Source organism: Enterobacter sp. 04-C-12-SI-ECC (assembly GCF_047530715.1).
In the GTDB taxonomy this organism is placed as follows: Bacteria; Pseudomonadota; Gammaproteobacteria; order Enterobacterales; family Enterobacteriaceae; genus Enterobacter; species Enterobacter bugandensis.
Map to the genome: position 1 here is coordinate 281,496 of NZ_JBLKDI010000003.1, position 26,447 is coordinate 307,942.

At 55.9% G+C, this 26,447-nt stretch carries 28 protein-coding genes; 9 read left to right on the forward strand and 19 right to left on the reverse strand.

Annotated features, from left to right (window positions below; translation table 11 throughout):
* Nucleotides 1-2: 2 nt before the first annotated feature.
* Complete coding sequence (locus ACMWL8_RS07350) at nt 3-239, reverse strand: DUF1656 domain-containing protein (RefSeq protein WP_028012903.1); 237 nt, start codon at nt 237-239, stop codon at nt 3-5.
* 186 nt (nt 240-425) lie between these two features.
* Between ACMWL8_RS07350 and slyA the strand changes: the two genes are divergently transcribed.
* Nucleotides 426-866, forward strand: coding sequence for a transcriptional regulator SlyA (slyA, locus tag ACMWL8_RS07355; protein ID WP_045261496.1), 441 nt, complete (start codon nt 426-428; stop codon nt 864-866).
* Between the two features lie 37 nt (nt 867-903).
* On the opposite strand, the gene ACMWL8_RS07360 is transcribed toward slyA, so the two are convergent.
* Nucleotides 904-2,265, reverse strand: a complete 1,362-nt coding sequence (locus ACMWL8_RS07360) for a GGDEF domain-containing protein (protein ID WP_047368413.1) — start codon at nt 2,263-2,265, stop codon at nt 904-906.
* Between the two features lie 196 nt (nt 2,266-2,461).
* A complete protein-coding gene (gene slyB, locus ACMWL8_RS07365; protein WP_028012906.1) occupies nt 2,462-2,929 on the reverse strand; it encodes an outer membrane lipoprotein SlyB in 468 nt (155 codons plus the stop codon).
* Nucleotides 2,930-3,184: 255 nt separating this feature from the next.
* Between slyB and anmK the strand changes: the two genes are divergently transcribed.
* From anmK to pdxY, 5 genes are all read left to right on the forward strand, one after another.
* Nucleotides 3,185-4,309 (forward strand): anhydro-N-acetylmuramic acid kinase, encoded by a 1,125-nt coding sequence (gene anmK, locus ACMWL8_RS07370; protein ID WP_045261494.1) that lies wholly within the window; start codon nt 3,185-3,187, stop codon nt 4,307-4,309.
* Nucleotides 4,310-4,402: 93 nt separating this feature from the next.
* Entirely contained in the window at nt 4,403-4,726 is a 324-nt protein-coding gene (gene mliC / locus ACMWL8_RS07375) for a C-type lysozyme inhibitor (RefSeq protein WP_045261493.1), read from the forward strand.
* A 57-nt stretch (nt 4,727-4,783) separates the two neighbouring features.
* Nucleotides 4,784-5,440 (forward strand): pyridoxamine 5'-phosphate oxidase, encoded by a 657-nt coding sequence (pdxH, locus tag ACMWL8_RS07380; RefSeq protein ID WP_028012909.1) that lies wholly within the window; start codon nt 4,784-4,786, stop codon nt 5,438-5,440.
* 125 nt (nt 5,441-5,565) lie between these two features.
* Nucleotides 5,566-6,840: a tyrosine--tRNA ligase gene (gene tyrS / locus ACMWL8_RS07385; protein WP_028012910.1), complete on the forward strand. Its 1,275-nt coding sequence runs from the start codon at nt 5,566-5,568 to the stop codon at nt 6,838-6,840.
* Between the two features lie 66 nt (nt 6,841-6,906).
* Nucleotides 6,907-7,767, forward strand: a complete 861-nt coding sequence (gene pdxY, locus ACMWL8_RS07390) for a pyridoxal kinase PdxY (protein WP_041910326.1) — start codon at nt 6,907-6,909, stop codon at nt 7,765-7,767.
* A 60-nt stretch (nt 7,768-7,827) separates the two neighbouring features.
* Here pdxY and gstA read toward each other — a convergent pair whose 3' ends face one another.
* The 12 genes from gstA to blr all read right to left on the reverse strand — a co-directional run bounded on the left by gstA (nt 7,828) and on the right by blr (nt 17,995).
* Nucleotides 7,828-8,433, reverse strand: a complete 606-nt coding sequence (gene gstA, locus ACMWL8_RS07395) for a glutathione transferase GstA (protein WP_028012912.1) — start codon at nt 8,431-8,433, stop codon at nt 7,828-7,830.
* A gap of 105 nt (nt 8,434-8,538) precedes the next feature.
* Nucleotides 8,539-10,047: a dipeptide/tripeptide permease DtpA gene (gene dtpA, locus ACMWL8_RS07400; protein ID WP_028012913.1), complete on the reverse strand. Its 1,509-nt coding sequence runs from the start codon at nt 10,045-10,047 to the stop codon at nt 8,539-8,541.
* A gap of 591 nt (nt 10,048-10,638) precedes the next feature.
* Entirely contained in the window at nt 10,639-11,274 is a 636-nt protein-coding gene (nth, locus tag ACMWL8_RS07405) for an endonuclease III (protein WP_028012914.1), read from the reverse strand.
* On the reverse strand, nt 11,271-11,957 hold the full coding sequence (locus ACMWL8_RS07410) for an electron transport complex subunit E (RefSeq protein ID WP_023617347.1): 687 nt from the start codon (nt 11,955-11,957) through the stop codon (nt 11,271-11,273). Before ACMWL8_RS07410 ends, nth begins: the two co-directional genes overlap by 4 nt.
* 2 nt (nt 11,958-11,959) lie before the next feature.
* A complete protein-coding gene (gene rsxG / locus ACMWL8_RS07415; RefSeq protein ID WP_045261492.1) occupies nt 11,960-12,580 on the reverse strand; it encodes an electron transport complex subunit RsxG in 621 nt (206 codons plus the stop codon).
* 10 nt (nt 12,581-12,590) lie between these two features.
* Entirely contained in the window at nt 12,591-13,643 is a 1,053-nt protein-coding gene (gene rsxD / locus ACMWL8_RS07420) for an electron transport complex subunit RsxD (RefSeq protein ID WP_028012916.1), read from the reverse strand.
* The gene (gene rsxC, locus ACMWL8_RS07425; RefSeq protein ID WP_045261491.1) at nt 13,644-15,665 is read right to left on the reverse strand and encodes an electron transport complex subunit RsxC; all 2,022 of its coding nucleotides are present in this window, start codon (nt 15,663-15,665) and stop codon (nt 13,644-13,646) included.
* Nucleotides 15,658-16,236 carry an electron transport complex subunit RsxB gene (gene rsxB / locus ACMWL8_RS07430; protein WP_008500565.1) on the reverse strand — a complete coding sequence of 193 codons (579 nt, stop codon included), beginning with the start codon at nt 16,234-16,236 and terminating at the stop codon, nt 15,658-15,660. The genes rsxC and rsxB overlap by 8 nt, the downstream gene beginning before the upstream one ends.
* Complete coding sequence (gene rsxA / locus ACMWL8_RS07435; protein WP_028012919.1) at nt 16,236-16,817, reverse strand: electron transport complex subunit RsxA; 582 nt, start codon at nt 16,815-16,817, stop codon at nt 16,236-16,238. Before rsxA ends, rsxB begins: the two co-directional genes overlap by 1 nt.
* 76 nt (nt 16,818-16,893) lie before the next feature.
* Nucleotides 16,894-17,334 (reverse strand): DUF2569 domain-containing protein, encoded by a 441-nt coding sequence (locus ACMWL8_RS07440; RefSeq protein WP_023311379.1) that lies wholly within the window; start codon nt 17,332-17,334, stop codon nt 16,894-16,896.
* Between the two features lie 86 nt (nt 17,335-17,420).
* Nucleotides 17,421-17,636, reverse strand: coding sequence for a transcription modulator YdgT (ydgT, locus tag ACMWL8_RS07445; protein WP_013096896.1), 216 nt, complete (start codon nt 17,634-17,636; stop codon nt 17,421-17,423).
* Nucleotides 17,637-17,869: 233 nt separating this feature from the next.
* Entirely contained in the window at nt 17,870-17,995 is a 126-nt protein-coding gene (blr, locus tag ACMWL8_RS07450) for a division septum protein Blr (protein WP_414751577.1), read from the reverse strand.
* Nucleotides 17,996-18,236: 241 nt separating this feature from the next.
* Between blr and ACMWL8_RS07455 the strand changes: the two genes are divergently transcribed.
* Nucleotides 18,237-19,277 (forward strand): oxidoreductase, encoded by a 1,041-nt coding sequence (locus tag ACMWL8_RS07455; protein ID WP_045261490.1) that lies wholly within the window; start codon nt 18,237-18,239, stop codon nt 19,275-19,277.
* 54 nt (nt 19,278-19,331) lie between these two features.
* Here ACMWL8_RS07455 and add read toward each other — a convergent pair whose 3' ends face one another.
* The 3 genes from add to malX all read right to left on the reverse strand — a co-directional run bounded on the left by add (nt 19,332) and on the right by malX (nt 23,243).
* Nucleotides 19,332-20,333 carry an adenosine deaminase gene (gene add, locus ACMWL8_RS07460; RefSeq protein WP_045261489.1) on the reverse strand — a complete coding sequence of 334 codons (1,002 nt, stop codon included), beginning with the start codon at nt 20,331-20,333 and terminating at the stop codon, nt 19,332-19,334.
* A 96-nt stretch (nt 20,334-20,429) separates the two neighbouring features.
* Complete coding sequence (locus ACMWL8_RS07465; RefSeq protein ID WP_045261488.1) at nt 20,430-21,602, reverse strand: MalY/PatB family protein; 1,173 nt, start codon at nt 21,600-21,602, stop codon at nt 20,430-20,432.
* A 48-nt stretch (nt 21,603-21,650) separates the two neighbouring features.
* The gene (gene malX, locus ACMWL8_RS07470) at nt 21,651-23,243 is read right to left on the reverse strand and encodes a maltose/glucose-specific PTS transporter subunit IIBC (RefSeq protein ID WP_045261487.1); all 1,593 of its coding nucleotides are present in this window, start codon (nt 23,241-23,243) and stop codon (nt 21,651-21,653) included.
* A 177-nt stretch (nt 23,244-23,420) separates the two neighbouring features.
* Here malX and ACMWL8_RS07475 point away from each other — a divergent pair, with 177 nt between their 5' ends.
* Entirely contained in the window at nt 23,421-24,449 is a 1,029-nt protein-coding gene (locus tag ACMWL8_RS07475; protein WP_028012924.1) for a Mal regulon transcriptional regulator MalI, read from the forward strand.
* A gap of 1 nt (nt 24,450) precedes the next feature.
* Here the strand turns inward: ACMWL8_RS07475 and ACMWL8_RS07480 are convergent, their stop codons facing one another.
* On the reverse strand, nt 24,451-25,347 hold the full coding sequence (locus tag ACMWL8_RS07480; RefSeq protein ID WP_045261486.1) for a LysR family transcriptional regulator: 897 nt from the start codon (nt 25,345-25,347) through the stop codon (nt 24,451-24,453).
* 107 nt (nt 25,348-25,454) lie between these two features.
* Between ACMWL8_RS07480 and ACMWL8_RS07485 the strand changes: the two genes are divergently transcribed.
* The gene (locus ACMWL8_RS07485) at nt 25,455-26,435 is read left to right on the forward strand and encodes an MBL fold metallo-hydrolase (protein WP_045261485.1); all 981 of its coding nucleotides are present in this window, start codon (nt 25,455-25,457) and stop codon (nt 26,433-26,435) included.
* Nucleotides 26,436-26,447: the final 12 nt, after the last annotated feature.

A 26,447-nucleotide genomic window follows, 5' to 3' on the forward strand; every position in this document is an offset into this window, starting at 1 on the left:
ATTCACCACACGATCAGAACAGCAAGGCCCAGGCATACGGAGAGGGCAAACAGGGAGAGATCCATCAGCATGGGGTGCCAGATTTCGCCGGAGTACATCCAGTCGCGAAGCAGGCGATGCGCGATGAGCCAGAGAACAAAGCCCACCAGCACGGCTTTAAACAGAGGAGGAAAGTAGACTGACGCACCGAAGATCAGGTCCTGAAGGGGTAAACCTTCTGAGCGATGAAAAAAGATCACAGGCAGAAATCCTTTGCAGTGAACAGAATGCCGCGTTGGCTTGTCTGAGTATGAAGAAGCATCATAATTCAGTGTAAGTCATACTTTTGAGTCCAATGAATGCAGTATTGCATTTGTTTTGCCAATACAAATGCTGCACACTATTCTAAAATCAGTATAATAACTTAGCAAGCTAATTATAAGGAGATGAAATTGGAATCGCCATTAGGTTCTGATCTGGCAAGGTTGGTACGCGTCTGGCGTGCTCTGATTGACCATCGCCTGAAACCTCTGGAACTGACGCAGACGCATTGGGTCACGTTGCACAACATTCATCAGCTGCCGCCCGACCAGTCGCAAATTCAACTGGCTAAAGCGATAGGCATTGAGCAACCGTCGCTGGTGCGCACGCTTGACCAACTGGAAGAGAAGGGACTGATCTCCCGGCAAACCTGCGCCAGCGATCGTCGCGCCAAGCGCATTAAGCTGACGGAGAAAGCGGAGCCTATCATCACTGAAATGGAAGCGGTGATCACCAAAACGCGCGGTGAAATCCTTTCAGGCGTTTCACCGACGGAGCTGGAAATGCTCATCAGCCTCATTGCGCGCCTTGAGCAAAACATTCACGAGCTACAGTCTCGCGACTGACCAGACAACAAGGCCTTGCATCTGCAAGGCCTTGTTTTTACTTAAAGACAACGACGCGGTTACGGCCCGTCTCTTTCGCTTCATACATCGCCTTATCGGCACTTTCCACGCACGCTTCTGCGCTTACCGACGAAGAGGTTGCCGTAAACACACCCATGCTGATGGTAATCGGCTCTGGTAACTGACCCTCGCTGCTAATTTTATCAAAACCGCTTAGCTTCAACCGAATGCGCTCTGCCACCTGATATGCGTCTTCTGCGGAGGTGTTTGCCAGCATCAGGACAAACTCTTCGCCGCCGATTCGCGCTGCGATATCCTGCGGACGTACGGAGTCCATCAGCAGATTGGCGACAAACTGCAGGACTTTATCTCCCTGCAGGTGACCGTAGTTGTCGTTGATACGCTTGAAACGATCGAGATCGCTGACGATAACCGAAACCGGGCGGCTGGGTTTGGCGATGCCCAGCGCCTGGTTTAACGATTCATAAAAATAGCTGCGGTTATAAAGGCGCGTGAGCGGATCGCGAATCGAATTTTGATACGACTGCTGATACTTCAAATGGGAGTCACGATACAACCTGAAGACATCATAGAGCAGCACAAAAATAATAATCAGCGTCGCGACGGTTTCAAATAATCGGGCGCGATACCAGGATATATCTTCTGCATGTCCGCCTACCAACAGCATAGAGAGCGTGACGACATAGCAGACACACAGAAAATTACCGCCTACCCAGAACAGATTACGCACGCGCGTAATAAACATCAGCGTGGCTAGTGTCACGACCCAGAGAACGATTAATGAAATATTAATGCTGTGGCTCCAGAGAACCATAAACTGCCGCGTTTCATTATCAACCAGATCGAGGGATAAAAATGGGGAATGGCTGGAATACATCCAGGCCAGAATCACCATACATGCGGTAAAAAGAAATGAACCGCTAACGATGATGATATGCGCCAACCGTGAAAGGGGCAGATTGCGCGTGGGATAAAGTAATGCCGAAACGATCATCAGCACCGCCATTAAGAGGTGGCGGAACATATAGTAGATCATCGCATCGTTGTAGTTCACAACGTTGAACTGATAGAGATCCAGCCACGCCGGAAAGCTGGTCAATGTTCCGACCATCAGCAAGGCCGAACCGGCAAAGGCAAATGAGATGGCAATCAGATAGAGCCGCCGCTTATCACACCAGTATTTCATTGCCATAAAACAGGCAATAAACAGGTGAAACACGAGTAAAAAAATGGTGAGTGTGGGGAACAAAAGAGGCGAAAAGGACGGAACCCAGTCAACCAGTTTTGAAAATAAAGCCTGTAATATTCCGATGACGACAAAGCAACCGAAACAGAACGAGATATAACGACCTTTTACAGAACGACTATTCGCAAGCATATAAAGTTTTACAAATTAAAATAATTATGAAGAGATGATTGCGAAGAGTTTAATCAATTAGCACGCTAAATACTTTGCGCAGAAACAATATATGGCGCGTTTAATAATGTATGGGATGAATGTATTATGTAAATATATTTGTGAGGGTGATATATATTGTAAATGGATGTGGCCTGATGACCACATCCATTTTTAATTAACGCGGAGAAACGGTAACCTGGCTGCCGTTGCTCGCCAGCACGACGCGTTGACCCGCAGAGAAGCGGGTATTGCCCTGCTTCTGAACAACCATAATGGTGCTGCCGTCGTCTTTACGAATTTCCAGCTCTACGCCCTGGGTTTTGTTCATCGCGCCCTGAACGCCCTGACCCGCGACACCACCCGCTACAGCGCCCGCTGCGGTTGCCAGAGAACGGCCCGTGCCGCCGCCAACGGTATTACCCAGGAAACCACCCAGTACAGCACCGCCGATTGCGCCCATCACGTTGTTTTCATCACCACCCTGAATTTGCACAGGACGGGCGTTAACAACGGTACCGTAAGTCACGCTCTGAACCTGTTTTGCTTCAGAAGCGCTGTAAACGTCGCCAGACAGCGAGCTGTCGTTCACACAGCCAGCCAGGGTTAAACCAATCAGCGAAACGCCCAGTACACGTACAATCATTTGAATCTCCTGTTCACCAAAAACGCCCATCTGGAGGCATCCGTTATGGCTAAATTATATGGCATAAAGAGCCATAGTTCATATCTTTGCACTAACAATAAGAAAATTGTACTTGAATTTGACTTAACGAGACATAAACAGGAGCCACTCGCCATACCGGCAAGACATTGTTAAAAAATATTATCGTCGGATGGCAAAGGAGCGCTGTTTATGGTTGAGTGGATATCCTTAGCCCACGCAACGTAAGGAAAGCGCATGAAATCGGGTCGCTACATTGGTGTGATGTCGGGCACCAGTCTGGATGGGGTAGATGTCGTTCTGGCCGCCATTGACGAACATATGGTGGCACAGCAGGCGAGCCTGACCTGGCCAATCCCCCATTCGCTGAAAGAGGACATTCTGAGCATCTGTCAGGGGCAGCAGTTAACCCTCTCCCAGCTTGGTCAACTTGATGTTCGGCTGGGGGCGCTGTTTGCGGATGCGGTGCAGGCGTTAATGCAAAAAGAACACCTTCGTCCCCAGGATGTGGTCGCCATCGGGTGTCACGGACAAACCGTCTGGCATGAGCCGACTGGCGACGCGCCGCATACGTTGCAAATCGGCGATAACAACCAGATTGTGGCGAAGACGGGCGTAACGGTCGTCGGGGATTTTCGTCGCCGCGATATTGCGCTTGGCGGCCAGGGCGCGCCGCTGGTGCCTGCCTTCCATCAGGCGTTGCTGGCGCACCCTACAGAACGCCGCATGGTGCTCAACATAGGCGGGATTGCTAACCTCTCGATGCTTATTCCGGGGCAGCCCGTTCGCGGCTACGATACCGGCCCGGGGAATATGTTAATGGATGCCTGGATCTGGCGGCAGTGCGGTCAACCGTACGATAAAAACGCCGAGTGGGCGAGCGAGGGTAAAGTGGTTCTCCCGCTGCTGCAGTCCATGCTCAGCGACCCTTATTTTGCCTTACCGGCGCCGAAAAGCACGGGACGAGAATACTTCAACTTTGGCTGGCTCGAGCGCCAGCTTGCGCTGTTCCCGGCACTCGCCCCGCAGGATGTCCAGGCGACGCTTGCCGAATTAACGGCCGTGTCGATCTCTGAGCAAGTGCTGCTCAGCGGCGGCTGCGAACGCCTGCTGGTGTGCGGCGGGGGAAGCAGAAACCCGCTGGTGATGGCGCGTCTTGCCGGGCTGCTGCCGGGCACGGAGGTGACCACGACGGACGAGGCCGGCATCAGCGGGGATGATATGGAAGCGCTGGCTTTCGCCTGGCTTGCCTGGCGCACCATCGCCGGGCTGCCAGGGAATTTGCCGTCGGTAACCGGCGCGCGCGAGGCCAGCGTCCTCGGGGCGATTTTCCCTGCAAATCCTCGTCATAATCAGAGTTAACTGAAATTCAGCGCGGCGCCTCGTCGTTAGAATGGAATAAAACAGGGGGGCAGCCATGTCCTCCAGGACCAGGAAAGTCTTCGGAATACGCCCATGAAAAAAGTTCTTCTTATTGCCGCGCCTTTATTGCTGTCAGGATGCAGCGTCTATAACCAGTTCCTTGAGCGCATGCAGACCGATACGCTGGAGTATCGCTGCGATGAAAAACCGCTGACCGTGAAGCTGAATAACCCGCGTCAGGAAGCCAGCTTCGTTTACGATAACAAGCTGCTAACCCTTAAGCAGGGTATCTCGGCCTCCGGGGCGCGTTATTCGGACGGCATCTATGTATTCTGGTCGAAAGGCGACAGCGCCACGGTCTACAAACGCGACCGCATTGTGCTGAACAACTGCCAGCTTGAAAATCCGAAGCGTTGAGATTTTTACAGGGGCGGCGCACAATAGCGCCACCCAATCTCAAGATCAGCTAACGCCATGTCAGATAACGACGAACTGCAGCAAATTGCGCATCTGCGCCGTGAATACACCAAAGGCGGCCTGCGTCGCCAGGATCTTCCCGCTGAACCCCTCGTGCTTTTTGAGCGCTGGCTGAAACAGGCCTGCGACGCGAAGCTGGCCGACCCAACGGCCATGGTCGTCGCGACGGTAGATGAAAACGGTCAACCGTATCAGCGCATCGTCTTGCTTAAGCATTACGACGAGAAAGGGCTGGTGTTCTATACCAATCTGGGCAGCCGCAAGGCGCACCACTTAGAAAACAACCCGCGCATCAGCCTGCTGTTCCCGTGGCATATGCTGGAACGTCAGGTGATGGTCACCGGGAAAGCGGAACGTCTCTCGACCCTTGAGGTGGTGAAGTATTTCCACAGCCGCCCGCGCGACAGCCAGATTGGCGCCTGGGTGTCAAAACAGTCCAGCCGGATCTCTGCCCGCGGCGTGCTGGAAAGTAAATTCCTGGAGCTGAAACAGAAGTTCCAGCAGGGGGAAATTCCGCTGCCGAGCTTCTGGGGCGGCTTCCGCATTCCGATTGAGCAGATGGAATTCTGGCAGGGCGGTGAGCATCGCCTGCATGACCGCTTTTTATACCAGCGCGAGAATGGCGGCTGGAAAATCGACAGACTGGCCCCGTAATCCCCGAAATTTGTTGATTTAAGCGCTAGCGCACACCGCGCTTGCGCTTTATTCTATGGTCCTTTCGCATCAGGCGAAAAGTCGTGTACCGGCAAAGGTGCAGTCGTTTATACATGGAGAATTTGATGGCAAGCAGTAACTTGATTAAACAATTGCAAGAGCGGGGCCTCGTGGCCCAGGTGACGGACGAGGAAGCGTTAGCAGAGCGACTGGCGCAAGGCCCGATCGCGCTCTATTGCGGCTTCGATCCCACCGCTGACAGCTTGCATTTGGGGCATCTTGTTCCATTGTTATGCCTGAAACGCTTCCAGATGGCGGGCCATAAGCCTGTTGCCCTGGTGGGCGGCGCGACCGGTCTGATTGGTGACCCGAGCTTTAAAGCCGCGGAGCGTAAGCTGAACACCGAAGATACCGTGCAGGAGTGGGTGGATAAGATCCGCAAACAGGTTGCACCGTTCCTCGACTTCAACTGTGGTGATAACTCTGCCATTGCTGCTAACAACTACGACTGGTTTGGCGGCATGAACGTGCTGACCTTCCTGCGTGACATCGGCAAGCACTTCTCTGTTAACCAGATGATTAACAAAGAAGCGGTCAAGCAGCGTCTGAACCGTGACGATCAGGGTATCTCCTTTACCGAGTTCTCCTACAACCTGCTGCAGGGCTATGACTTTGCCTGCCTGAACAAGCTGCACGGCGTCTCTCTGCAGATCGGCGGCTCTGACCAGTGGGGGAACATCACCTCCGGTATCGACCTGACCCGTCGTCTGCATCAGAACCAGGTCTTCGGCCTGACCGTTCCGCTGATCACCAAAGCAGACGGCACCAAATTCGGTAAAACCGAAGGCGGCGCGGTATGGCTCGATCCGAAGAAAACCAGCCCGTACAAATTCTATCAGTTCTGGATCAACACGGCGGATGCCGATGTTTACCGCTTCCTGAAGTTCTTCACCTTCATGGACATTGCCGAGATCAATGCGCTGGAAGAGGAAGATAAGAACAGCGGTAAAGCGCCGCGTGCCCAGTACGTGCTGGCGGACGAAGTGACCAAACTGGTTCATGGTGAAGAGGGCCTGGCCGCGGCAAAACGCATCACCGCAAGCCTGTTCAACGGTACGCTGAGCGATCTGAGCGAAGCTGACTTCGAACAGCTGGCGCAGGACGGCGTGCCGATGGTTGAGATGGAGAAAGGAGCTGACCTGATGCAGGCGCTGGTGGACTCTGAGCTCCAGCCTTCCCGTGGTCAGGCGCGTAAAACCATCGCCTCCAACGCTATCACCATCAACGGTGAAAAGCAGGCTGATCCGGAATACACCTTCGTTGACGGCGATCGTCTGTATGGCCGCTACACGCTGCTGCGCCGCGGTAAGAAAAACTACTGTCTGGTCTGCTGGAAGTAAGTAAAAGTCTCGAGGGGCGTGGGAAACCACGCCCTTTTTGTTTGTTCAGGGTTTGGTAAGAAAAAGATGAAGAACATCCTCGCCATTCAGTCCCACGTTGTCTTTGGACATGCTGGCAATAGCGCAGCGGAATTCCCGATGCGCCGCCTCGGTGCCAACGTCTGGCCTCTCAATACCGTGCAGTTCTCTAACCACACGCAATACGGCAAATGGACCGGCTGCGTGATGCCGCCTTCGCATCTCACAGAGGTTGTGCAGGGTATTGCGGATATCGACCAGCTCAAGCGCTGCGACGCCGTTCTGAGCGGCTACCTCGGCTCAGCGGAGCAGGGGGAACACATCCTCGGCATCGTGCGTCAGGTGAAAGCGGCAAACCCGGCGGCAAAATATTTCTGCGACCCCGTCATGGGACACCCGGAGAAAGGCTGCATTGTGGCGCCTGGCGTAGCGGAATTTCACGTTCGCCATGCGCTGCCCGCCAGCGATATCATTGCGCCCAACCTGATTGAGCTGGAGATCCTTTGCGAGCATCCGGTTAACAGCGTAGAAGAGGCTGTACGCGCGTCTCGCGAGCTGATAGCCCAGGGGCCGGAGATTGTGCTGGTAAAACATCTCGCCCGCGCAGGGCTGACCCAGGAGCGTTTTGAGATGCTGCTTGTGACGAAAGATGACGCATGGCATATCAGCCGTCCGCTGGTGGATTTCGGCACGCGTCAGCCGGTGGGCGTGGGTGATGTGACCAGCGGACTGCTGCTGGTGAAACTGTTGCAGGGTGCAACGGTGAGAGACGCGCTGGAGCACGTGACGGCAGCGGTGTACGAAATCATGATTGCGACGAAAGAGATGCAGGAATATGAACTGCAGGTGGTCGCGGCACAGGATCGTATCGCGAAGCCGGAGCACTATTTCAGCGCCACACGGCTATAATCGTTCAGAGTTCGTAGGCCGGGTGAGCGTCAGCGCCACCCGGCAACACAGACGGCTCGCTTAATTCAACCCTTCCGCTTTTAGCGCCGCGGCCACCGCTGGACGCTCCGCCACGCGCGCCATATACGATGCGATGTGGTCCAACCCTTCCAGGTTCAGCTTAACCGCACGCGCCCAGCGCAGTACGGTAAACAGGTACGCGTCGGCAATGGTGAAGCGTGAACCACAAATCCACTGATCGTCTTTCAGCGATTCGTTAACATACTGCAGCTTTTTCTCCAGCAGAGCTCGCACGGTCGGCTTGTACTCTTCCGGCGTATCCGGGCGGAAGAGGGGGGTAAAACCTTTGTGCAGCTCGGTGGCGATATAGTTCAACCACTCCAGCGTTTTATAACGTGCGACGCTGCCGGTAGGGGCAAGGAGCTGGCGATCCGGTACGTTGTCCGCCAGGAATTGCATAATCGCCACGCCTTCGGTCAGCAGAGTTCCGTCATCCAACAGCAGGGCCGGAACCTGCCCTTTTGGGTTAATCGCAAAAAAGTCATCCCCGTTTTCAAGGCGCTTTTTCATCAGATCAACGCCATCCAGCGTGAAATCTTTGCCGCTCTCGCGCAGGGTGATATGGGAAGCAAGAGAGCACGCGCCCGGTTTGTAGAACAGTTTCATCGGTAACTCCTTTTTGCTGAGGTTTCAGCTATGTTAGTGCGCGAAGGGACAAAAAAAAAGCCGCTAATCTCTTAGCGGCTTCTGTTCTGTCGTTTCTCTCAAATATCACGCGGTAGCGGTTTTGTTCGCTTCCGCCGTCTTGTCGTCGTCCTGAGTCATTCGATTCAGTTTCGGCGCGGTCAGCAGCATCAGCGCCGCGATAACCGCCGTAGCGATACCAATCTGCATGAACACGGTACCGTAGACGTTCAGGGAGAGCAGCGGATCGGTCACGTTTTCTGGCACAGCCATCAGGTTTGCGATCTTACCGGCGATGATCGCCGCACCGGCAGTGGTCAGGAACCAGCTACCCATAATGAAGCCCATTAGACGCTGTGGAACCAGCTGTGCAACCATCGCCAGACCCAGACCGGAGATCATCAGTTCGCCGATAGACTGCAGCGCGTAGCTCAGGATCAGCCAGTTAACGGACACGATACCGGCGTCGGACGCAAACTTTGTCCCCAGCGGCAGCACCAGGAACGCACCAGAACAGAGCACCATACCCACCGCGAACTTGTGCGGCATTGGCAGACGATCGCCCATCTTGTTATAGATTGCGGCCAGAATCGGGGAACCGATCATGATCCAGAAGGGGTTCAGCGCCTGGAACTGCTCGGGTTCGAATGCGATACCCAGGATAGAGTGCTCAACGTTACGAATAGCGAAGAAGTTCAGAGAGGTTGGCATCTGGCTGTACAGCACGAAGAAGATAATCGCTTCCAGCATCAGAATGAACGCCACAATCATCTTACGACGGGCTGCACCCTTCATAGCGAACGCTTCTTTCGCGAAGATGACCACGATGCCCAGCGCAACTACGCCCAGAACGGCACGAGCGATACCCTGGTTGTGCAGCAGCCAGGTGGCGATCGCCGCCAGGACGACAACGCCCACGATGGTAGCCAGCAGCTTGCCCATGTGGACAGGCTCGAAGTCAGGTTTTGAACCGTAGTCTTTCACCCAGTTGCGGCAGAACAGGAAGTTTACCACGGTGATCAGCATACCCACGAAGCTCAGCGCAAACGCCACGCTCCAGCCGAATTTCGCGGCCAGCCATGGGGTTGCCAGCATGGAAAAGAAGGAACCGATGTTGATGGACATGTAGTACATGGTAAATGCACCGTCCAGACGTGGGTCATCTTTGCTGTAGCAGGTTGAGAGCAGGGAAGACGGGTTCGCTTTGAACAGGCCGTTACCCACGGCGATGGTTGCCATGCCCATGTAGACCACAGCCGCATCATGTCCTGACCATGCAACCAGACCATAGCCAATAGCCAGAACAATGGCACCCAGCATAATGACGCGCTTAGTACCGAGAACTTTATCACCCAGCCAGCCGCCGATAGCAACCAGACCGTAAACGAGGGCACTAAAGGAGGAGAACAGCGTGATGGAATCGGCTTCGGACATACCCAGCTGTTTAACCAGGTAAACCGCCATGATCCCTTGCAGGCCGTAGTAACCAAAACGCTCCCATAACTCGATAGAGAAGATGAGATAAAACGCTTTCGGTTGTTTAAAAGCGTTCAGACTCACGCTTTCATCTGTTGGTTTATTGTTTGCAGTCGACACATATACCTCTTTTTTTACATCCCATATTAACGGGGGTGTTCATAGCGTGATGGCCGTAGCCCATCCGCCTTATAGTTATATTGGGAGGAGAAACGGCGGGTAATGTTCACTATCCTGCCCCGTCTGGCAATACGTTTGTAATAATCTGTTACATATATCTTGAACGGTATAATTGTCGGTTTCTACAAATGTTATTTAGCGTTAAATTTTATACGATAACTAAAGGTAGTTTTTTCGACTGGTATACACCCAGTGCGATGGGGTTTTGGCGATATGTTCTGCTATTTGCCGCTTGTTGTAGTGATATAGCCCATATTCTGAAAAATAGCTGGTCTTATCTTCCGGCTAAACGCATTTAAATCTTGCCCGGCAAAGGGTTTGCGATGACTTTGACTACAAAAAATCAACATGACGTTATCAGAGTGATCGCGATCACAGATGTATAGAAATTTTTGGCTATGAAAAAAGTATTAACCTGTTTGAGCGTTATAGAGCCGAACAAGTGACAAGTCAGAAGAAAGTAAGAGCGGACAAATAACGGCCAAAAGAAGAACGAACGGTAGCCCTTCTTTTGGCAAGGGATTATGACGGTCAGGGATAGACTTTTTCTTTATATTCGCAGAGATCTTCAATAACGCAGGAGCCGCAGCGCGGCTTTCGGGCTATGCAGGTATAACGACCGTGCAAAATCAGCCAGTGGTGGCAGTCAACCTTGAATTCGGCAGGAACCACTTTTAACAGCTTCTCTTCTACCTGCTCGACATTTTTCCCTGGGGCGAAGTTGGTCCGGTTTGAGACGCGGAATATATGCGTATCAACGGCGATGGTCGGCCAGCCAAACGCGGTATTGAGCACAACGTTCGCGGTTTTACGCCCCACGCCCGGCAAGGCTTCCAGCGCGGCGCGATCTTCCGGTACTTCGCCTCCGTGCTGTTCCAGCAGGATCCGACAGGTCTTAATTACGTTCTCGGCTTTGCTGTTAAACAGGCCGATGGTTTTGATATAGGACTTCACGCCTTCCACGCCCAGCTCCAGCATGGCCTTCGGCGTATTGGCGACCGGATAGAGCAGGGCAGTGGCTTTATTGACGCTCACGTCGGTCGCCTGCGCAGAGAGCAACACCGCGATCAGCAGCTCAAACGGGGAGGTAAAATTCAGCTCCGTCGTCGGGTGCGGGTTCTCGTCCCGCAGACGGGTCAGGATCGCAATGCGCTTTTCTTTATTCATGAGGCCTTCTCGGGTGTCCCTTCCAAAACGCTGCGCTCAGCCGCGCGGCGCTTACGTTTCTCATCAATCAGGTATTTTATTGCCAGCATCATGCCGAGGCCAATAAACGCGCCGGGCGGCAGCATCGCCAGCAGGAACGGCGTATCGGTGTGAAACACCTCAACGCGCAGCGCTTTAGCCCAGCCGCCCAGCAGCGCATCTGCGCCGTCGAACAGCGTACCGTTGCCGAGGATTTCACGCAGCGAGCCCAGCACGAACATGGCGCACGTGGCGCCCATGCCAATGGAAAAACCATCCAGCGCCGACATGGCCGGGCTGTTTTTCACCGCGAACGCTTCCGCACGCCCGACCACAATACAGTTGGTGACGATAAGAGGAATGAAGATCCCGAGCGACTGGTACAGACCAAACGCGTAGGCGTTAATCAGCATCTGGACGATACTGACCACCGACGCAATGATCATGACGTAAATCGGAATACGAATTTCCGACGGCGTCCAGCGTCGCAGGGCAGATATGGAGAGGTTGGTCAGGGTCAATACCAGCGTGGTTGCCAGACCCAGACCGAGCGCGTTGGTGGCGGTGGATGTCACCGCCAGCAGGGGGCACATACCCAGAAGCTGTACCAGCGCGGAGTTGTTCTTCCACAATCCCTGGACAATAACCTCTTTAACCTGGCTCATGATTACTCCTCACAGGCCGGAAGATTGTTGATCTGCGCGGGCAGCGTTTCAGCGTACAGCCCGGCTCGTTTTACAGCGTTTACCACCGCCCGCGGGGTGATGGTTGCGCCCGTGAACTGGTCAAACTCGCCGCCGTCTTTCTTCACCGCAAACGCGGTGTCATCTTCACCATGGATCACTTTACCGGCAAAGTGCAAAATCCAGTCGCTCAGACGGGTTTCGATTTTATCGCCCAGGCCCGGCGTTTCATGATGTTCCGTCACGCGGGTGCCCAGGATGGTACCGGAGAAATCGCTGCCCACGAGCAGCTGAATGGCGCCGGAATAGCCGTCAGGCGCGGTCGCTTCCATCACCGCGCCGACCGGTTTATCCCCTTTGCGGGCGATAAAGAGGCGGTGCGGGCCTTTCCCAAGCTGCGGCGCGTCTACCACAAAGCAGCTTTTTTGCAGGTCATTATCGTAGAAATCGGACGGGATCACCTGATCGAACAGCGCCTTTTGCTGCTTCGAGGCCTGTTCTTCGATGGTCGTTTTGGTCAGCGCATTAACCAGTGCCGTCAGCCCCGTCAGGACCGCGGCGAAGACAGCCAGCGTGACGCCGTGTTTTTGCATCGTTTTTAACATGGCGAAACCCTTAGCGATGGCCGTACACGCGCGGACGCGTGTAATAGTCGATGAGCGGAACGGTAATATTGGCGAGCAGGACGGCAAAGGCCACGCCGTCCGGGTAGCCACCGAAGCTGCGGATGAGCCAAACCAGCAGGCCAGCCAGCGCGCCGAAGATCAGGCGTCCGCGGTTAGTCGTTGAGGCCGTCACCGGATCCGTCAGGATAAAGAAGGCACCCAGCATGGTCGCGCCGGAGAGCAGGTGCATCTGCGGGCTGGCCAGCGATTCAGGAGAGAATACCCAGCCCAGCGTGGCGCAGACTGCCAGCGTTACCAGGAAGCTGACCGGAATATGCCAGCGGATGGCTTTCTGCTGCAACAGGAACAGGCCGCCCAGCAGATACGCCAGGTTGACCCACTGCCAGCCGGCTCCCGCCAGCACGCCGCTGTAGATGGCGGACTTCATGATTTGCTCAACGCTGTGCCCGGCGTGCAGGGACGTTTTAAACGTATCGAGCGGCGTCGCCTGGCTGATACCGTCCACGCCCATACGCAGCGCGTTCATATCAGCACCCAGCGCCGTATGGCCGGTAAAGATCACCTGCAGAGCATCCATAAAGCCGGGAACCGTGGCTGCAATCTCGTGCGGTGGCAGCCAGCTGGTCATCTGCACCGGGAAGGAGATCAGCAGCACCACGTAGCCAATCATCGCCGGGTTAAACGGGTTATGACCGAGGCCGCCATAGAGCTGTTTGGCAATAATCACGGCAAACACGGTGCCGAGCACCACCATCCACCACGGGGCAAGCGGGGGAATGCTGATGGCCAGCAGCAGGCCGGTCAGCAGCGCGGAGTTGTCGGCCAGGATGCGGGAAACCGCCATCTTGCGCAGCTTCAGCACGAGGGCTTCCGCCGCGACGGCGCTGGCGCATCCAAGAGCTATCTGGAACAGAGTTCCCCAGCCGAAAAACCAGCACTGAACGGCAATGCCCGGTAGCGCCGCCAGGCAGACCAGCATCATGATGCGCGAGGTCTGGCGCTGATTGTGGGTGTAAGGGGAACTTGCGATTCTGAAAACCATTTAATCCTCGTTTACGGCTTGCTGTGCGGCTTTCTTTGCCTGAACGCGCGCAATGGCGGCGGCGACGGCGGCCTTGCGCGGGTCATCGTTGGCGGCCTGCGGCTGCTCTTCCTGCTGTGCTGCTTTGCGCGCTTTGGCGCGTGCTATCGCCGCTTCAACGGCGGCTTTACGTGGGTCGACCGGTGCTTCAGGTTCTGCGGCTGGCGCCTGCTGCGCTGCTTTGCGCGCTTTGGCGCGGGCAATCGCCGCTTCAACGGCAGCTTTACGCGGATCGACCGGTTCCTGTTCAACCACCACAGGCTGCTCCCCGGCCTTGCGCGCTTTGGCACGGGCTATTGCCGCCTCAACGGCGGCTTTGCGTGGATCGATTTCAGCTTCCGGCTGCGCCGCTTGCGCTTTTTCCGCCTGACGGGCGCGGGCCGCAGCTTTACGCGCTTCGCGGGCGGCAATCGCTTCGCTGTTATCCGGTTTTTCACCGGCCTGGATCACCAGCGTCTGGGCGGCACTGGCTTTTTTCTCGCGAACGCGCGCCAGTGCGGCGTTGATTGCATCCTGATCTTTCCCGGCAGGCTGAACGGCGGCCTGCTTGTGTCGCTCCTGACGAGCCATCTTCTCACGTTCGAGACGCGCCTGACGCGCTTCGAAACGTGCCTTGGCTTCCGCGGCGCGTTTTTCTTCCATGGAGATGGCATAAATCTCGGCCTTCTCCTGGCGGAAGTACTGCACCAGCGGAATGTTGCTTGGGCAGACCCAGGCGCAGGCGCCGCATTCGATGCAGTCGGCCAGGTTATGGGCTTTGGCTTTATCGTGCAGTTGGCCTTTGCTGTACCAGTACAGCTGCTGCGGGAGGAGATCCGCCGGGCAGGCATCGGCACAGGCGCTGCAGCGAATGCAGCCTTTCTCTTCCTGCTCCTCCCCCATTTCGGTTGGGGAAGGGGCGAGCAGGCAGTTGGTGATTTTCACTACCGGAACGTCGAGCCACGGCAGGGTAAAGCCCATCAGCGGACCGCCCATGATCACCATTTGGTCGCTGGCAGGGCAAAAATCAGCCTGTTCCAGCAGATGGCGCACCGGCGTGCCGAGGCGCGCCCAGACGTTACCCGGACGAGAGACAGACTCTCCGGTCAACGTTACCACGCGCTCGGTCAACGGCTCGCCGTCAATCACCGCACGCTTGACGGCGTAAGCGGTGCCGACGTTTTGCATCAGCACGCCGATATCCGACGAGCGTCCGCCGTGCGGGACCTGCTTGCCGGTGAGGATTTGCGTCAGCTGTTTTGCGCCGCCAGAGGGGTACTTGGTCGGAATGACGCGCAGGGCGATATCATGGCTACCGGCCAGCACGGCGCGCAGCATTGAGATGGCCTGCGGTTTATTGTCTTCGATACCAATCAGTACTTCCCGCGGCTGCAGAATATGCGCGAGGATGCGGATGCCTTCCACCACCTGGGCGGCGCAATCCTGCATCAGACGATCGTCGGCGGTGATGTACGGCTCGCACTCGGCGGCGTTGATAATCAGCGTCTGAATCTTATCGCCACCGCCGCGCAGCTTGACGCCGGTCGGGAAGCCCGCGCCGCCAAGCCCCGCGACGCCGAACTGATGAATACGCTCAATGAGCGCTTCGCGGCTCTGGCTGCGGTAGTCGCTCCAGCCGTCACGGTCAATCCAGCGATCTTCGCCGTCGGCTTCAATAATCACGCTCAGTTCCGACAGCGCGGAAGGATGCGCCACCGTATGAGGGGCAATCGCCACCACTTTCCCGGAAGTAGGGGCGTGTACCGGTAGCATACGTCCGCGTCCGAAGGTCAGCGGCTGACCGCGCAGCACCGTATCGCCTTCTTTCACGCACAGCTCGCCCTCAGCGCCAATATGCTGCTTGAGCGGCATGACGTAACGAGTCGCCAGCGGAATTTGACGCAGCGGCGTGCCGTTGGACTGGGTTTTCATCTCTGGCGGATGGATACCGCCGTCAAAGTCCCAAATCTTCTCTTTTCTGAAAGCAGAAAATAACTTAAGCATGTTGTTCCACAGGAATATTGCGAACCGGAATGGTTTGAAGATCCCACTTCCAGCTTTCGGTAGTCGTTTCAACCGGGCGCAGCTCGATACATTGCGTCGGGCAGGGGGCCACGCAGAGGTTACAGCCGGTGCACAGGTCTGCCACCACGGTGTGCATGGCGCGCGTTGCGCCAACAATGGCGTCGACCGGACAGGCCTGAATACATTTGGTGCAGCCGATGCAGTTTGCTTCGTCGATCACCGCAAGGGCACGGACCGGCTCCTGCACGTCCGCATCGCCATCAACGGGCTGCGGATCGACGTTAAGCAGGGCGGCAATTTTCAGCATCACCGCTTCGCCGCCGGGCGCGCAGCGGTTAATTTTTTCACCCTGAATGCCTACCGCTTCAGCGTAAGGGCGGCAGCCCGGGTAGCCGCACTGTCCACACTGACTTTGCGGCAAAAGCTCATCAATTTTTTCAACAACAGGATCGTCCTCTACCGCGAAACGGCGGGAGGCGTAGCCCAGGATAAGGCCAAACACCAACCCCAGGACGCTGATAGAGGCGATGGCAATCCAGATAGCATTCATTACAACTTCACCAGACCACTAAAGCCCATAAAGGCCAGAGACATTAAACCCGCGGTCACCAGCGCAATGGCATTACCGCGAAATGGCGCAGGGATATCCGCTGCTGCGAGACGTTCGCGAATCGACGCGAACAGCACCATAACAAATGAGAAACCGACAGCGGCGGAGAAGCCGTACAGCGCCGACTGCATGAAGTTATGGCCAAGGTTGATGTTCAGCAGCGCCACGCCAAGCACCGCACAGTTGGTGGTGATCAGCGGCAGGAAGATACCCAGCAGGCGATAGAGCGCCGGGCTGGTTTTACGCACCACCATTTCGGTAAATTGCACCACCACCGCAATGACCAGAATAAACGCCAGCGTGCGGAGATAGATTAACCCCAGCGGGATGAGGATCCAGGTGTCAATCAACCACGCGCAGATGGACGCCAGCGTCATGACGAAGGTCGTCGCCAGCCCCATGCCCATCGCCGTTTCCAGCTTTTTGGACACGCCCATAAACGGGCACAGGCCAAGGAACTTCACCAGAACGAAGTTGTTAACCAGCACGGTGCCGACAAAGAGCAGTAAGTAATCGGTCATTATTTAGCCTGAAATAAAAAAGCCGCCTATTATCGGACAAACCGGGGCAGGCGACAACAGGTTATCTGTAAGGTTATTACGGGTTCACGAAGGTGTTTTTCACACGCGTCGAACGTTTGAAATAGGGCACCAGCAGCGCCGCAGCCAGTAACGGGAAAAGCAGCTGGCGGACAGCAAGCGCGTCAGACACGGGCGAGAAAGCAAACGCTTTAACCGCCAGCAGAACCGAAATGAGCAGCCAGATAATGTAGTGCTTAGGCACACTCTTGCGGCGCTTAAAGAAAGCGATAGTCAGCCACAGGGTGTAGTACCACATCCCAATCGCGAAAACGAACGACACAAACCACATCGCTATATTCAGCACGCTTTGCGACATCAGGGTCTGAATAGCGTGAGGGGTAATCAATGCGGTGGTATAAAGCAGCAGCGCAAGCGATGCGCTTAATAAGGCAACCAGCAGCCATGCCAGTGGGGCGATTAACCAGCCTCCGATGCGTTCTCCAGGCGTTGCGGTCATGAACTCTCCCATTATCTGCGCGAAATGTTGTACAGCCAGTTTGCAGGGCGGAGAGTATATAACATTTCGCGCGGATGGCTACTTTCTTATAAAACGTAACGCCATACGGACTTCGGCACCTCGCCGACGTTGAACAAGCGTCCGCCGGAGACCAGCTCCGCACGGCGATGGTCAGCGGCGCGATACATATTGATAATGTCCTGATTATCCGACAGGGTGTAGTTCAGATGGTCAAACAGTTTTTCCAGGCTCTCAAGCGAATTGATCTTGCGAAATTTTAATAAATAGTCCTGAACTGTCATATTAATAATTTTCCATATAAAAGTGAGTAATACCAGTTAAGGTAATTCGGTCGAATAATAAACGGATTAATACAGACGTAAACAGCCCACTCAGATAACGCGACGAAATTAGGAGTTTTCTTTGCTGAAATTCAGGCACCGAAGGTGATGCCTGGAAGAGAAGGTTAACCGCGTTCACCAGGGCTGGCAATACGAAACTGACACATTATGTCACTCTTTAAAGCAGCAACCGGTTACTTAGGATGGGTGACGGCAGCAGGCTCCGGCGGCTGGTAGTTAGCAATATGGCTGGCTACGCCGAGCAAAATGACCGAAACCCCAAGAACAATCCATCCCGCTAATTCAATGATTCGATTAATAATTGATGCCATGATTCACTGTTGTAATTTATCCATAAATACAGGTCGCAAATGTTACAGCGCTGTTTCTCTGACGGCAAGCGCTTTGGGAACGATTCCCTTAAACAAAATCAGAAGGTTAATACTATGTAACAAAAATAGCCGGTACAGCCTGCTATTTTAAGCGCCATGGCTCATTATTAATGAGGGCAATGCCAGAAAGGCCAGTATGAAATAAGAAACGCAAAAAGAGGACAACACGATGAGTGATAACATCCGCGTCGGGCTTATAGGCTACGGGTACGCGAGCAAAACGTTTCATGCGCCTCTGATAGCCGGAACGCCGGGAATGGCGCTGGCGGCGGTATCCAGCAGCGACGCCGCCAAAGTCCACGCTGACTGGCCCGCAGTGCCGGTTGTCTCCGAGCCTAAACACCTTTTCAACGATCCGAATATCGATTTAATTGTTATTCCCACCCCGAACGACACGCACTTCCCGCTGGCGAAAGCCGCGCTGGAAGCCGGGAAGCACGTCGTTGTTGATAAACCCTTCACCGTGACGTTGTCACAGGCGCGTGAGCTGGAGGCGCTGGCAAAAAGCCTGGGCAGAGTGCTGTCCGTTTTCCATAACCGCCGCTGGGACAGCGACTTCCTGACGGTTAAAACGCTTCTCGGGGAAAGCACGTTAGGAGAGATCGTTTTTTTTGAATCGCATTTTGACCGTTTCCGTCCGCAGGTGAGAAACCGCTGGCGCGAGCAGGCCGGTCCGGGCAGCGGCATCTGGTACGATTTAGCCCCGCATCTGCTGGACCAGGCCGTGAATCTGTTTGGGCTGCCGGTGAGCATGACGGTCGATCTGGCTCAGCTCAGGCCCGGGGCGCAGACAACGGATTACTTCCACGCGGTGTTGAGTTACCCGCAGCGGCGGATTGTGCTGCACGGCACGATGGTCGCGGCCGCGGAATCTGCCCGCTATATCATCCACGGCACGCGCGGGAGCTACGTGAAGTTTGGCCTCGATCCGCAGGAAGATCGCCTCAAAAACGGTGAACGTCTGCCGCAGGAAGACTGGGGCTATGATATGCGCGACGGCGTCGTGACGCGGACGGAAGGTGAGGAGCTGGTTGAGGAAAACCTGTTAACGATCCCGGGTAACTATCCGGCTTATTATGCTGCCATCCGCGATGCGCTGAACGGAACGGGGGAGAACCCGGTTCCGGCCAGCCAGGCGATTCAGATTATGGAGCTGATTGAGCTGGGGATCGAATCTGCCAAACATCGCGCCACGCTCTGTCTGGCATAAGTTTTAAATGCTTTTGTATGCCGGGTAAGGCCTAGCCGCCACCCGGCAAAGGGTTTACGCGGTTGCCACCTTATCCCGCAGCGCCTGCTTCTCTGCAGGCGTAAGGAAGGCGATCTCCAGCCCGTTGATCTGCGCCTGGCGGATCTGCTCGCGGCTCAGGCCCGCCTGCGGTGCGGCGATGTTGTACTCGTGGATGATATCCACGCCCTGAACCGCCGGATCGTCCGTGTTCAGAGAGGCCAGCACGCCGTGCTCAAGGAACGTTTTCAGCGGGTGCTGCGCCAGCGTTGCCACGGTGCTGGTCTGAATGTTGGACGTCAGGCACGACTCAATGCCGATGCGCTGCTCCGCCAGGAAATCCATCAGGGCGCGATCTTCTACCGCCTTCACACCGTGGCCGATACGCTCGGCGCCCAGCTCGCGGATGGCCTGCCAGATGCTTTCCGGGCCCGCTGCTTCACCCGCATGGACGGTAATGTGCCAGCCGGCATCGCGCGCGCGGTTGAAGTGGGAGAGGAACATGCTGCCGGGGAAGCCCAGTTCGTCGCCGGCAAGGTCGACGGCGGTGATGGCATCGCGGTGCGCCAGCAGCGCTTCCAGCTCCTGCAGGCAGGCGGCTTCGCCGAATGTGCGGCTCATAATGCCGATCAGGCGGGCCTGAACGTCGAAGGTTTTACACCCTTCACGGACGCCTTCAATGACGGCTTCCACCACGCCTGCAACGGGCAGGCTGTGGGTCATCGCCATATAGCCCGGCGAGAAGCGCAGCTCAACGTAGTGCAGGCCGTTACGGGCCGCGTCTTCAATGTTCTCAAACGCCACGCGGCGGCAGGCATCCAGCGACGCCAGCATCTTCACGCCCCAGTCGAGTTTGCTCAGGAAGCTGACCAGGTCTGGTTCATTGGAGGTAACCTGTACGTGTGGGATCAACGACTCAAGCGTCTGAGCGGGAAGCGTTAAGTTGAACTGGCGGCCAAGATCGAGGATGGTTTGGGCACGAATGTTACCGTCAAGGTGACGATGAATATCAGTTAAGGGCAGGCGTGTATCAATCATGGTCGCACTCTTTTCGGGTTAAAGTGCGCCATATTATAAAAACAAAACGGGGTAAAAAGCTATTTGCGCAAGGGAATATTCCGTTGCGCAAACAAATTACAGGAGCGTGTTGATCCCGGCGATGAGGCGCTGCACCCCTTGTTCCAGCTTGCTGCGCGGACAGCCTGCATTTAAGCGCACGAAGCCATTTCCCTCTTCCCCGTAGGTATATCCCGGCATGATGGCGACCTTTTGCTGCTCGATCAGCACTTTTTGCAGTGCCCTGTCGTCAATGTTCAGCGGGCGCAGGTCAATCCAGGCGAGATAGGTTGCTTCCGGCGGCTGCCAGTTCAGTTTCGGAAAAGCACTGTTTAATTCCTGTGCGATATACAACAGATTCTCTTCCAGATAACGCCGCAAGGCATCCAGCCACGGCTCTCCCTGCTGATAGGCGGCGATATGGGCCGTCAGCGCCAGCACGGAAGGGGAAGAGAGCCCATCTCGTCCTTTTAGCGCGCTGAGATAGCCGTTACGGCTCTCTTCATCGCCGATCAGGCCGTATGCGCCCGTCAGCGCCGGAATATTAAAGCTTTTCGAGCCGGAGGTGAGAAGCGCCCATTTGCCGCGCGCTACAGCATTCCACGGGGTGTGGCGATGCGCCCCCCACACCATGTCCATATGAATTTCATCGCTGATAACCGCCACGTCATAGCGCTCACAGAGTTCCGCCATCTGCGTCAATTCATCCGGCGTCCAGACCTTGCCGGTCGGGTTCTGCGGGCTGCACAGCAGCAGAATTTTGTTTTCCGGTTTCGCCAGGGCCGTTTCAAGCGCCGCCATATTGCCCTGCCAGCCAGCCGCCTGCTTTTCCATCTCAACGGCCACAACCTGACGCGCATTGCCTCCAATGGCGTTGTAAAACGCATCGTACGCCGGGGTGTGGACCACCACGCCGTCACCGGGCTTTGACCAGAGGCGGATCAGCTCTGACACCATGTAGATGACGGAAGGGCCATAAACGATGGTTTCTTTATCAATGCGGCTGTTAAAGCGCTGCCGAAACCAGTGCTCAACAGCGGCAAGAAACTCGTCGTTTTTCCAGCGGCTGTAGCCCAGCACGCCGTGGTTGATGCGCTGATGCAGCGCGTCGGTAATGCAGGGGGCGGTGGCGAAGTCCATATCCGAGATGGTGAAGGGCAGCAGATCCACCGCGCCAAAGCGGTCGGCGACGTAGTCCCACTGCGTACACCAGGTGCCGTGACGATCCACGACGGTAGAAAAATCAAACATGACGTTAATCCTTAAAGTAAAACCCCCTCATGAGAGGGGGTTGAGGCATCAGGCTTCTACTGTTCGCATCAGGGTTGCCAGCTCATCTTTCACCGACTGAACCTGCGGGCCGATAACCACCTGCAAATTATGCTGATTTAACTGTACCACGCCGATGGCCCGGTTGGCTTTCAGGGCGTTGGTATCCACTTTTGACATATCCGCCACCGACAGACGCAGGCGGGTGATGCAGTTATCCAGCGAGGTAATGTTATCCGCACCGCCCAGCGCAGCCAGAATGGCAGGGGTGTTATACCCGGATTTGCCCACGGTACCGGCCACCGCCTGCTCAACGCTGGTGGCGGTATCGGTATCGCGGCCCGGCGTTTTCAGGTTAAAGCGGGTGATGGCGAAGCGGAAGATACCGTAGTACACCGCGAACCAGATAGCCGCCACGACCGGCACCAGATACCACTTGGTTGACAGGCCGTGCAGGATCCCGAACACCACGAAGTCAATCACGTTGCCGTCGGTGTTGCCGATGGTGACGCCCAGCACCGCCATCACGGTAAAGCCCAGGCCGGTCAGCAGCGCGTGGATGAGATATAGCACCGGCGCAACAAACAGGAACAGGAATTCGATAGGCTCGGTGGTGCCGCCCACGACGCAGGCAATCACGCCGGAGATCAGCAGCCCTTTAATTTTATGTCGGTTTTCCGGGCGCGCGCAGTGGTACATCGCCAGCGCGGCACCCGGCAGGCCGCCGAGGAAGGCCGGCATTTTACCCTGAGACAGGAAGCGGGTGGCGCTTTCAGAGAAGCCGTGGGTAGCCGGACAGCTCAGCTGCGCCTGGAAGATGGTCAGCGCACCGCTCACGTCGTGACCGCACACCTCCATGGTACCGCCCGCTTCGGTGAAGCGAATCAGGGCCACCAGGATATGCTGCAGGCCGAACGGCAGCAGCAGACGCTCGCCGGTGCCGAAGATCATCGGACCAAAATCTCCCGCGCCGTTGATGATGCGGCCAATGCCGTTGATGCCCATCGCAAAGACCGGCCAGATCAGCGGAATGATCAGGCCGAACAGACCCATGACCACCAGGGTGACAATCGGCACGAAGCGGGTACCGCCGAAGAAGGCCAGGGCATCCGGCAGGCGGATATTGTGGAAGCGCTCGTGCAGCATCCAGATAATGACCCCGGCGATCACCGCTCCGAGGATCCCGGTATCAATAGACTGGATGCCAATCACGCTCTGAATGTTGTTGGCCTTCAGCACGGCAGCATCGGTCGTCGGCAGAATGCCTTTCGCGGTCAGCCAGAAGTTAACCGCCAGGTTCATCACGGCGTAACCCACAAACCCGGCAAACGCCGCGACGCCTTTATTCTCGCGGGCCAGGCCCAGCGGGATGGCGATGCAGAACATCACGGGCAGGAAGCTAAACGCGAAGGAGCCGACCTTACTCATCCAGATAAAGATCGCCTGCAGCACGGGAGCACCGAGGAACGGGATCAGCGTGATGACGTCTTTACTGCTCAGCGAGCTGCCGATCCCGAGCATGATCCCGCAGAACGAGAGGAGCGCCACGGGCAGCATAAAGGTTTTACCCAGTTGCTGGAAAAACTCCCACAGCGATATTTTTTGTGCTGTTTTCGCCGTCATAAAACGACTCCTTTATTGTTAAAATCAGTTTGCCTGCTTCAATGCTGCGAGAAGATAAAACGTTTTATCAAAGTTTAGTGCGCGCTAAATCACATTCTCAGGCTTTGACTGGTAGTATAAAGATAACGTATTGATAAAACGTTTTACCGATCTCATTTCAGGGAGTCACGCTGACACATGGCTGTAGCGAAAAAAGTCACCATCAACGATGTCGCGCTGGCGGCGGGGGTTTCCGTCAGCACCGTTTCTCTCGTGCTCAGTGGTAAAGGGCGCATCTCGCCCGCAACCGGCCAGAGGGTGAACGAGGCGGTTGAACAGCTGGGCTTTGTGCGTAACCGTCAGGCGTCGGCGCTGCGCGGCGGGCAAAGCGGGGTGATTGGCCTGATTGTCCGCGACCTGACGTCACCTTTCTATGCGGAGCTGACCGCCGGGTTAACCGAAGCGCTGGAAGCGCAGGGGCGGATGGTCTTTCTGCTGCACGGCGGGCGCGAGGCCGGACAGCTTCTCTCCCGTCTCGATATGCTGCTGACCCAGGGGGTTGACGGAGTGATCGTCGCCGGAGCGTCGGGCGTGGGTAGCGAACTGTGCGAGCGTGCCGCCGAAAAAGGCGTGCCGCTGGTGTTCGCCTCGCGCGCCAGCTATCTGGACGAGGCCGATACGCTGCGCCCGGATAACATGCAGGCCGCGCAAATGTTGACCGAACATCTTATTCGCCGCGGGCATCAGCGCATTGCCTGGCTGGGAGGGAAAAGCTCCTCCCTGACGCGCGCCGAGCGGGTCGGCGGCTACTGCGCGACGCTGATTAAATACGGCCTGCCGTTCCACAGCGAATGGGTCGTGGAGTGTGAATCCAGCCAGAAGAAAGCGGCGGAAGCGATAGGCGCGCTGCTGCGAAGCAATCCGACGATCAGCGCCGTGATTTGCTACAACGATGTGATTGCCATGGGTGCCTGGTTTGGCCTGATCCGCGCCGGGCGTCAGAGCGGCGAGGGCGGGGTGGAAACCTTCTTCGGCCATCAGGTGGCGTTAGGGGCGTTCGCGGACGTTGGTGAAAACGCGCTGGACGATCTCCCCATCGTCTGGGCTACCACCCCTGCGCGGGAGATGGGCTACACGCTGGCAGACAGAATTATGCAGCGCATCGACAACACGGATGTCCAGTCCGGGCACCAGATTGTGGCGGCGCGGCTGGTGACGGTGAAATAACTCAGCTCTGCTGCGTTAGCGGGTTGAGCGTCAGATGTGTCTCCAGGGCTTCTACAAATTTTCGTACTTTTGCCGGGATCAGCCGGGAGGTCGGGTAAACCGCCCAAATGGCCAGCGATTCCGGCTGAGCATCTTCCAGGACGATCCGCACGAGTTTACCCTCAGCAATGGCAGGCTCTACGTACCAGCGAGATAAATTTGCGATGCCGAGTCCCCCCAGGCAAGCCTCGAAAATCGCCTCAATAGAGTTAGCCGAGAATCGGCCTGACACCTTTTGTTTGTAGCGCTGTTCACCCTTTTCAAATGACCAGTGTGTCGTATCTGAGGTGGTCAGGCAGCTATGCCCAGCCAGATCGTTAAGCAATTTCGGTGAACCGTACGCGGCGAGATACTCCGCGCTGGCGCAAAGCTCGCGGGGGTTATCACAGATGCGGTGTGCAACTAACCGGTTATCGCGCAGCGGTGCAATGCGTAACGCCACGTCTATGCCTTTCCCGACAATATCAATTTGCTCATCGGTTGCCAGCAGGTCGACCTGCAGGGCAGGATGTTGCTGCATAAACAGCGGCAACATCGGTGCAACGATCTTGCGTCCAAACGCCGCTGAGGCGGTAATGCGAAGGCGTCCGGACAGGTGCGTACCATCAGGAAACAGATCGGCCAGCGCGTTATTTTTATCTTCCAGCAACGCCTGCGCATGAGGCAAAAAAACGTCACCATCGCTGGTGGGTGAGAGGGATCGCGTGGTGCGATGCACCAGCCTGACCCCCAGCTCAGCCTCAAGATTGTTAAGAGAGCGTGACGCCGCCATGGCGCTCATTGAGAGCCGACGCGCGGCGCCCGCCAGGCTACCCGCCTTAATGGCTTCGACAAACACTTCAACGTCTTCCAGTTTCATTATATCGCTTTTCGTTATGTTGACTTATCAAAGTACATATCTACAGTATTTATCGTTACGCTGCCATAGTCTCTTCACAACCTGAAAAATACCAATCTGGAGTGAAGATGAAAAAGTTGAAAACGGTTCTGGCATTCAGCAGCCTGTTATTGGTAAGTGCCGCCTGGGCTGACGCACCTGCACAGGTGAAGCAGCAGGTCCCAGGCTATTATCGTCTGGCGGTAGGGGAATATGAGGTCACGGCGCTGTTCGACGGCTATAACGACCTTTCGCCGTCATTACTCCACGGTCTTTCAGACGACAAGGTTCGTAAACTGCTGGCTCAGCATAAAATCGATGCCGAACGCATGCCGACCGCCTTTAACGCTTTCCTGGTTAATACCGGTAAACATCTGGTCATGATTGACAGCGGAGCGGGGCACTGCGTGCCGGAAACGGCCGGCCAGCTGGTTAACAATATGAAAGCATCAGGCTATCGTCCCGAGCAGGTTGATACCATTTTCCTGACTCACCTGCATCTTGACCACGTGTGTGGCCTGAGCGATGCAGACGGTAAAGCGTTGTTCCCCAATGCCACCATCTACGTACCGCAGGGGGAGGCCGACTACTGGCTTGATCCTGCAAAAGAAGCGAGCGCGCCGGCTAATGCGAAAGAGTATTTTGCTATCGCCCGAAAAGCATTGTCTGAGTATAAAGCCACCGGACATCTTAAAACCTTCGTTCCGCCAGCTTCGCCGATCCCGGAAGTCCAGACGGCCTATGCCGTTGGCCATACGCCCGGCAGTACCGTTTATCGCTTTGCGTCGCAGGGGACGGCTATTAACTTCATTGGGGATCTGATTCATGCGCCAGCCGTCCAGTTCCCGCATCCTGAAGTGTCTATTCGCTTTGATGTCGATTCGAAAAAAGCCATCTCGTCCCGGGCGCAGGAATTTAACGCCCTGGCAAAAGACGGCGAGTGGATGGCCGCTGCGCATCTGCCTTTCCCCGGTATTGGGCATATCACCGCCTGGCAGCAGGGCTATAGCTGGAACCCTATAAATTACGGTCCTTATCAACGTGCGGCCAACGTGCCTCTGCTGAAATAAAGTGAGGTTACG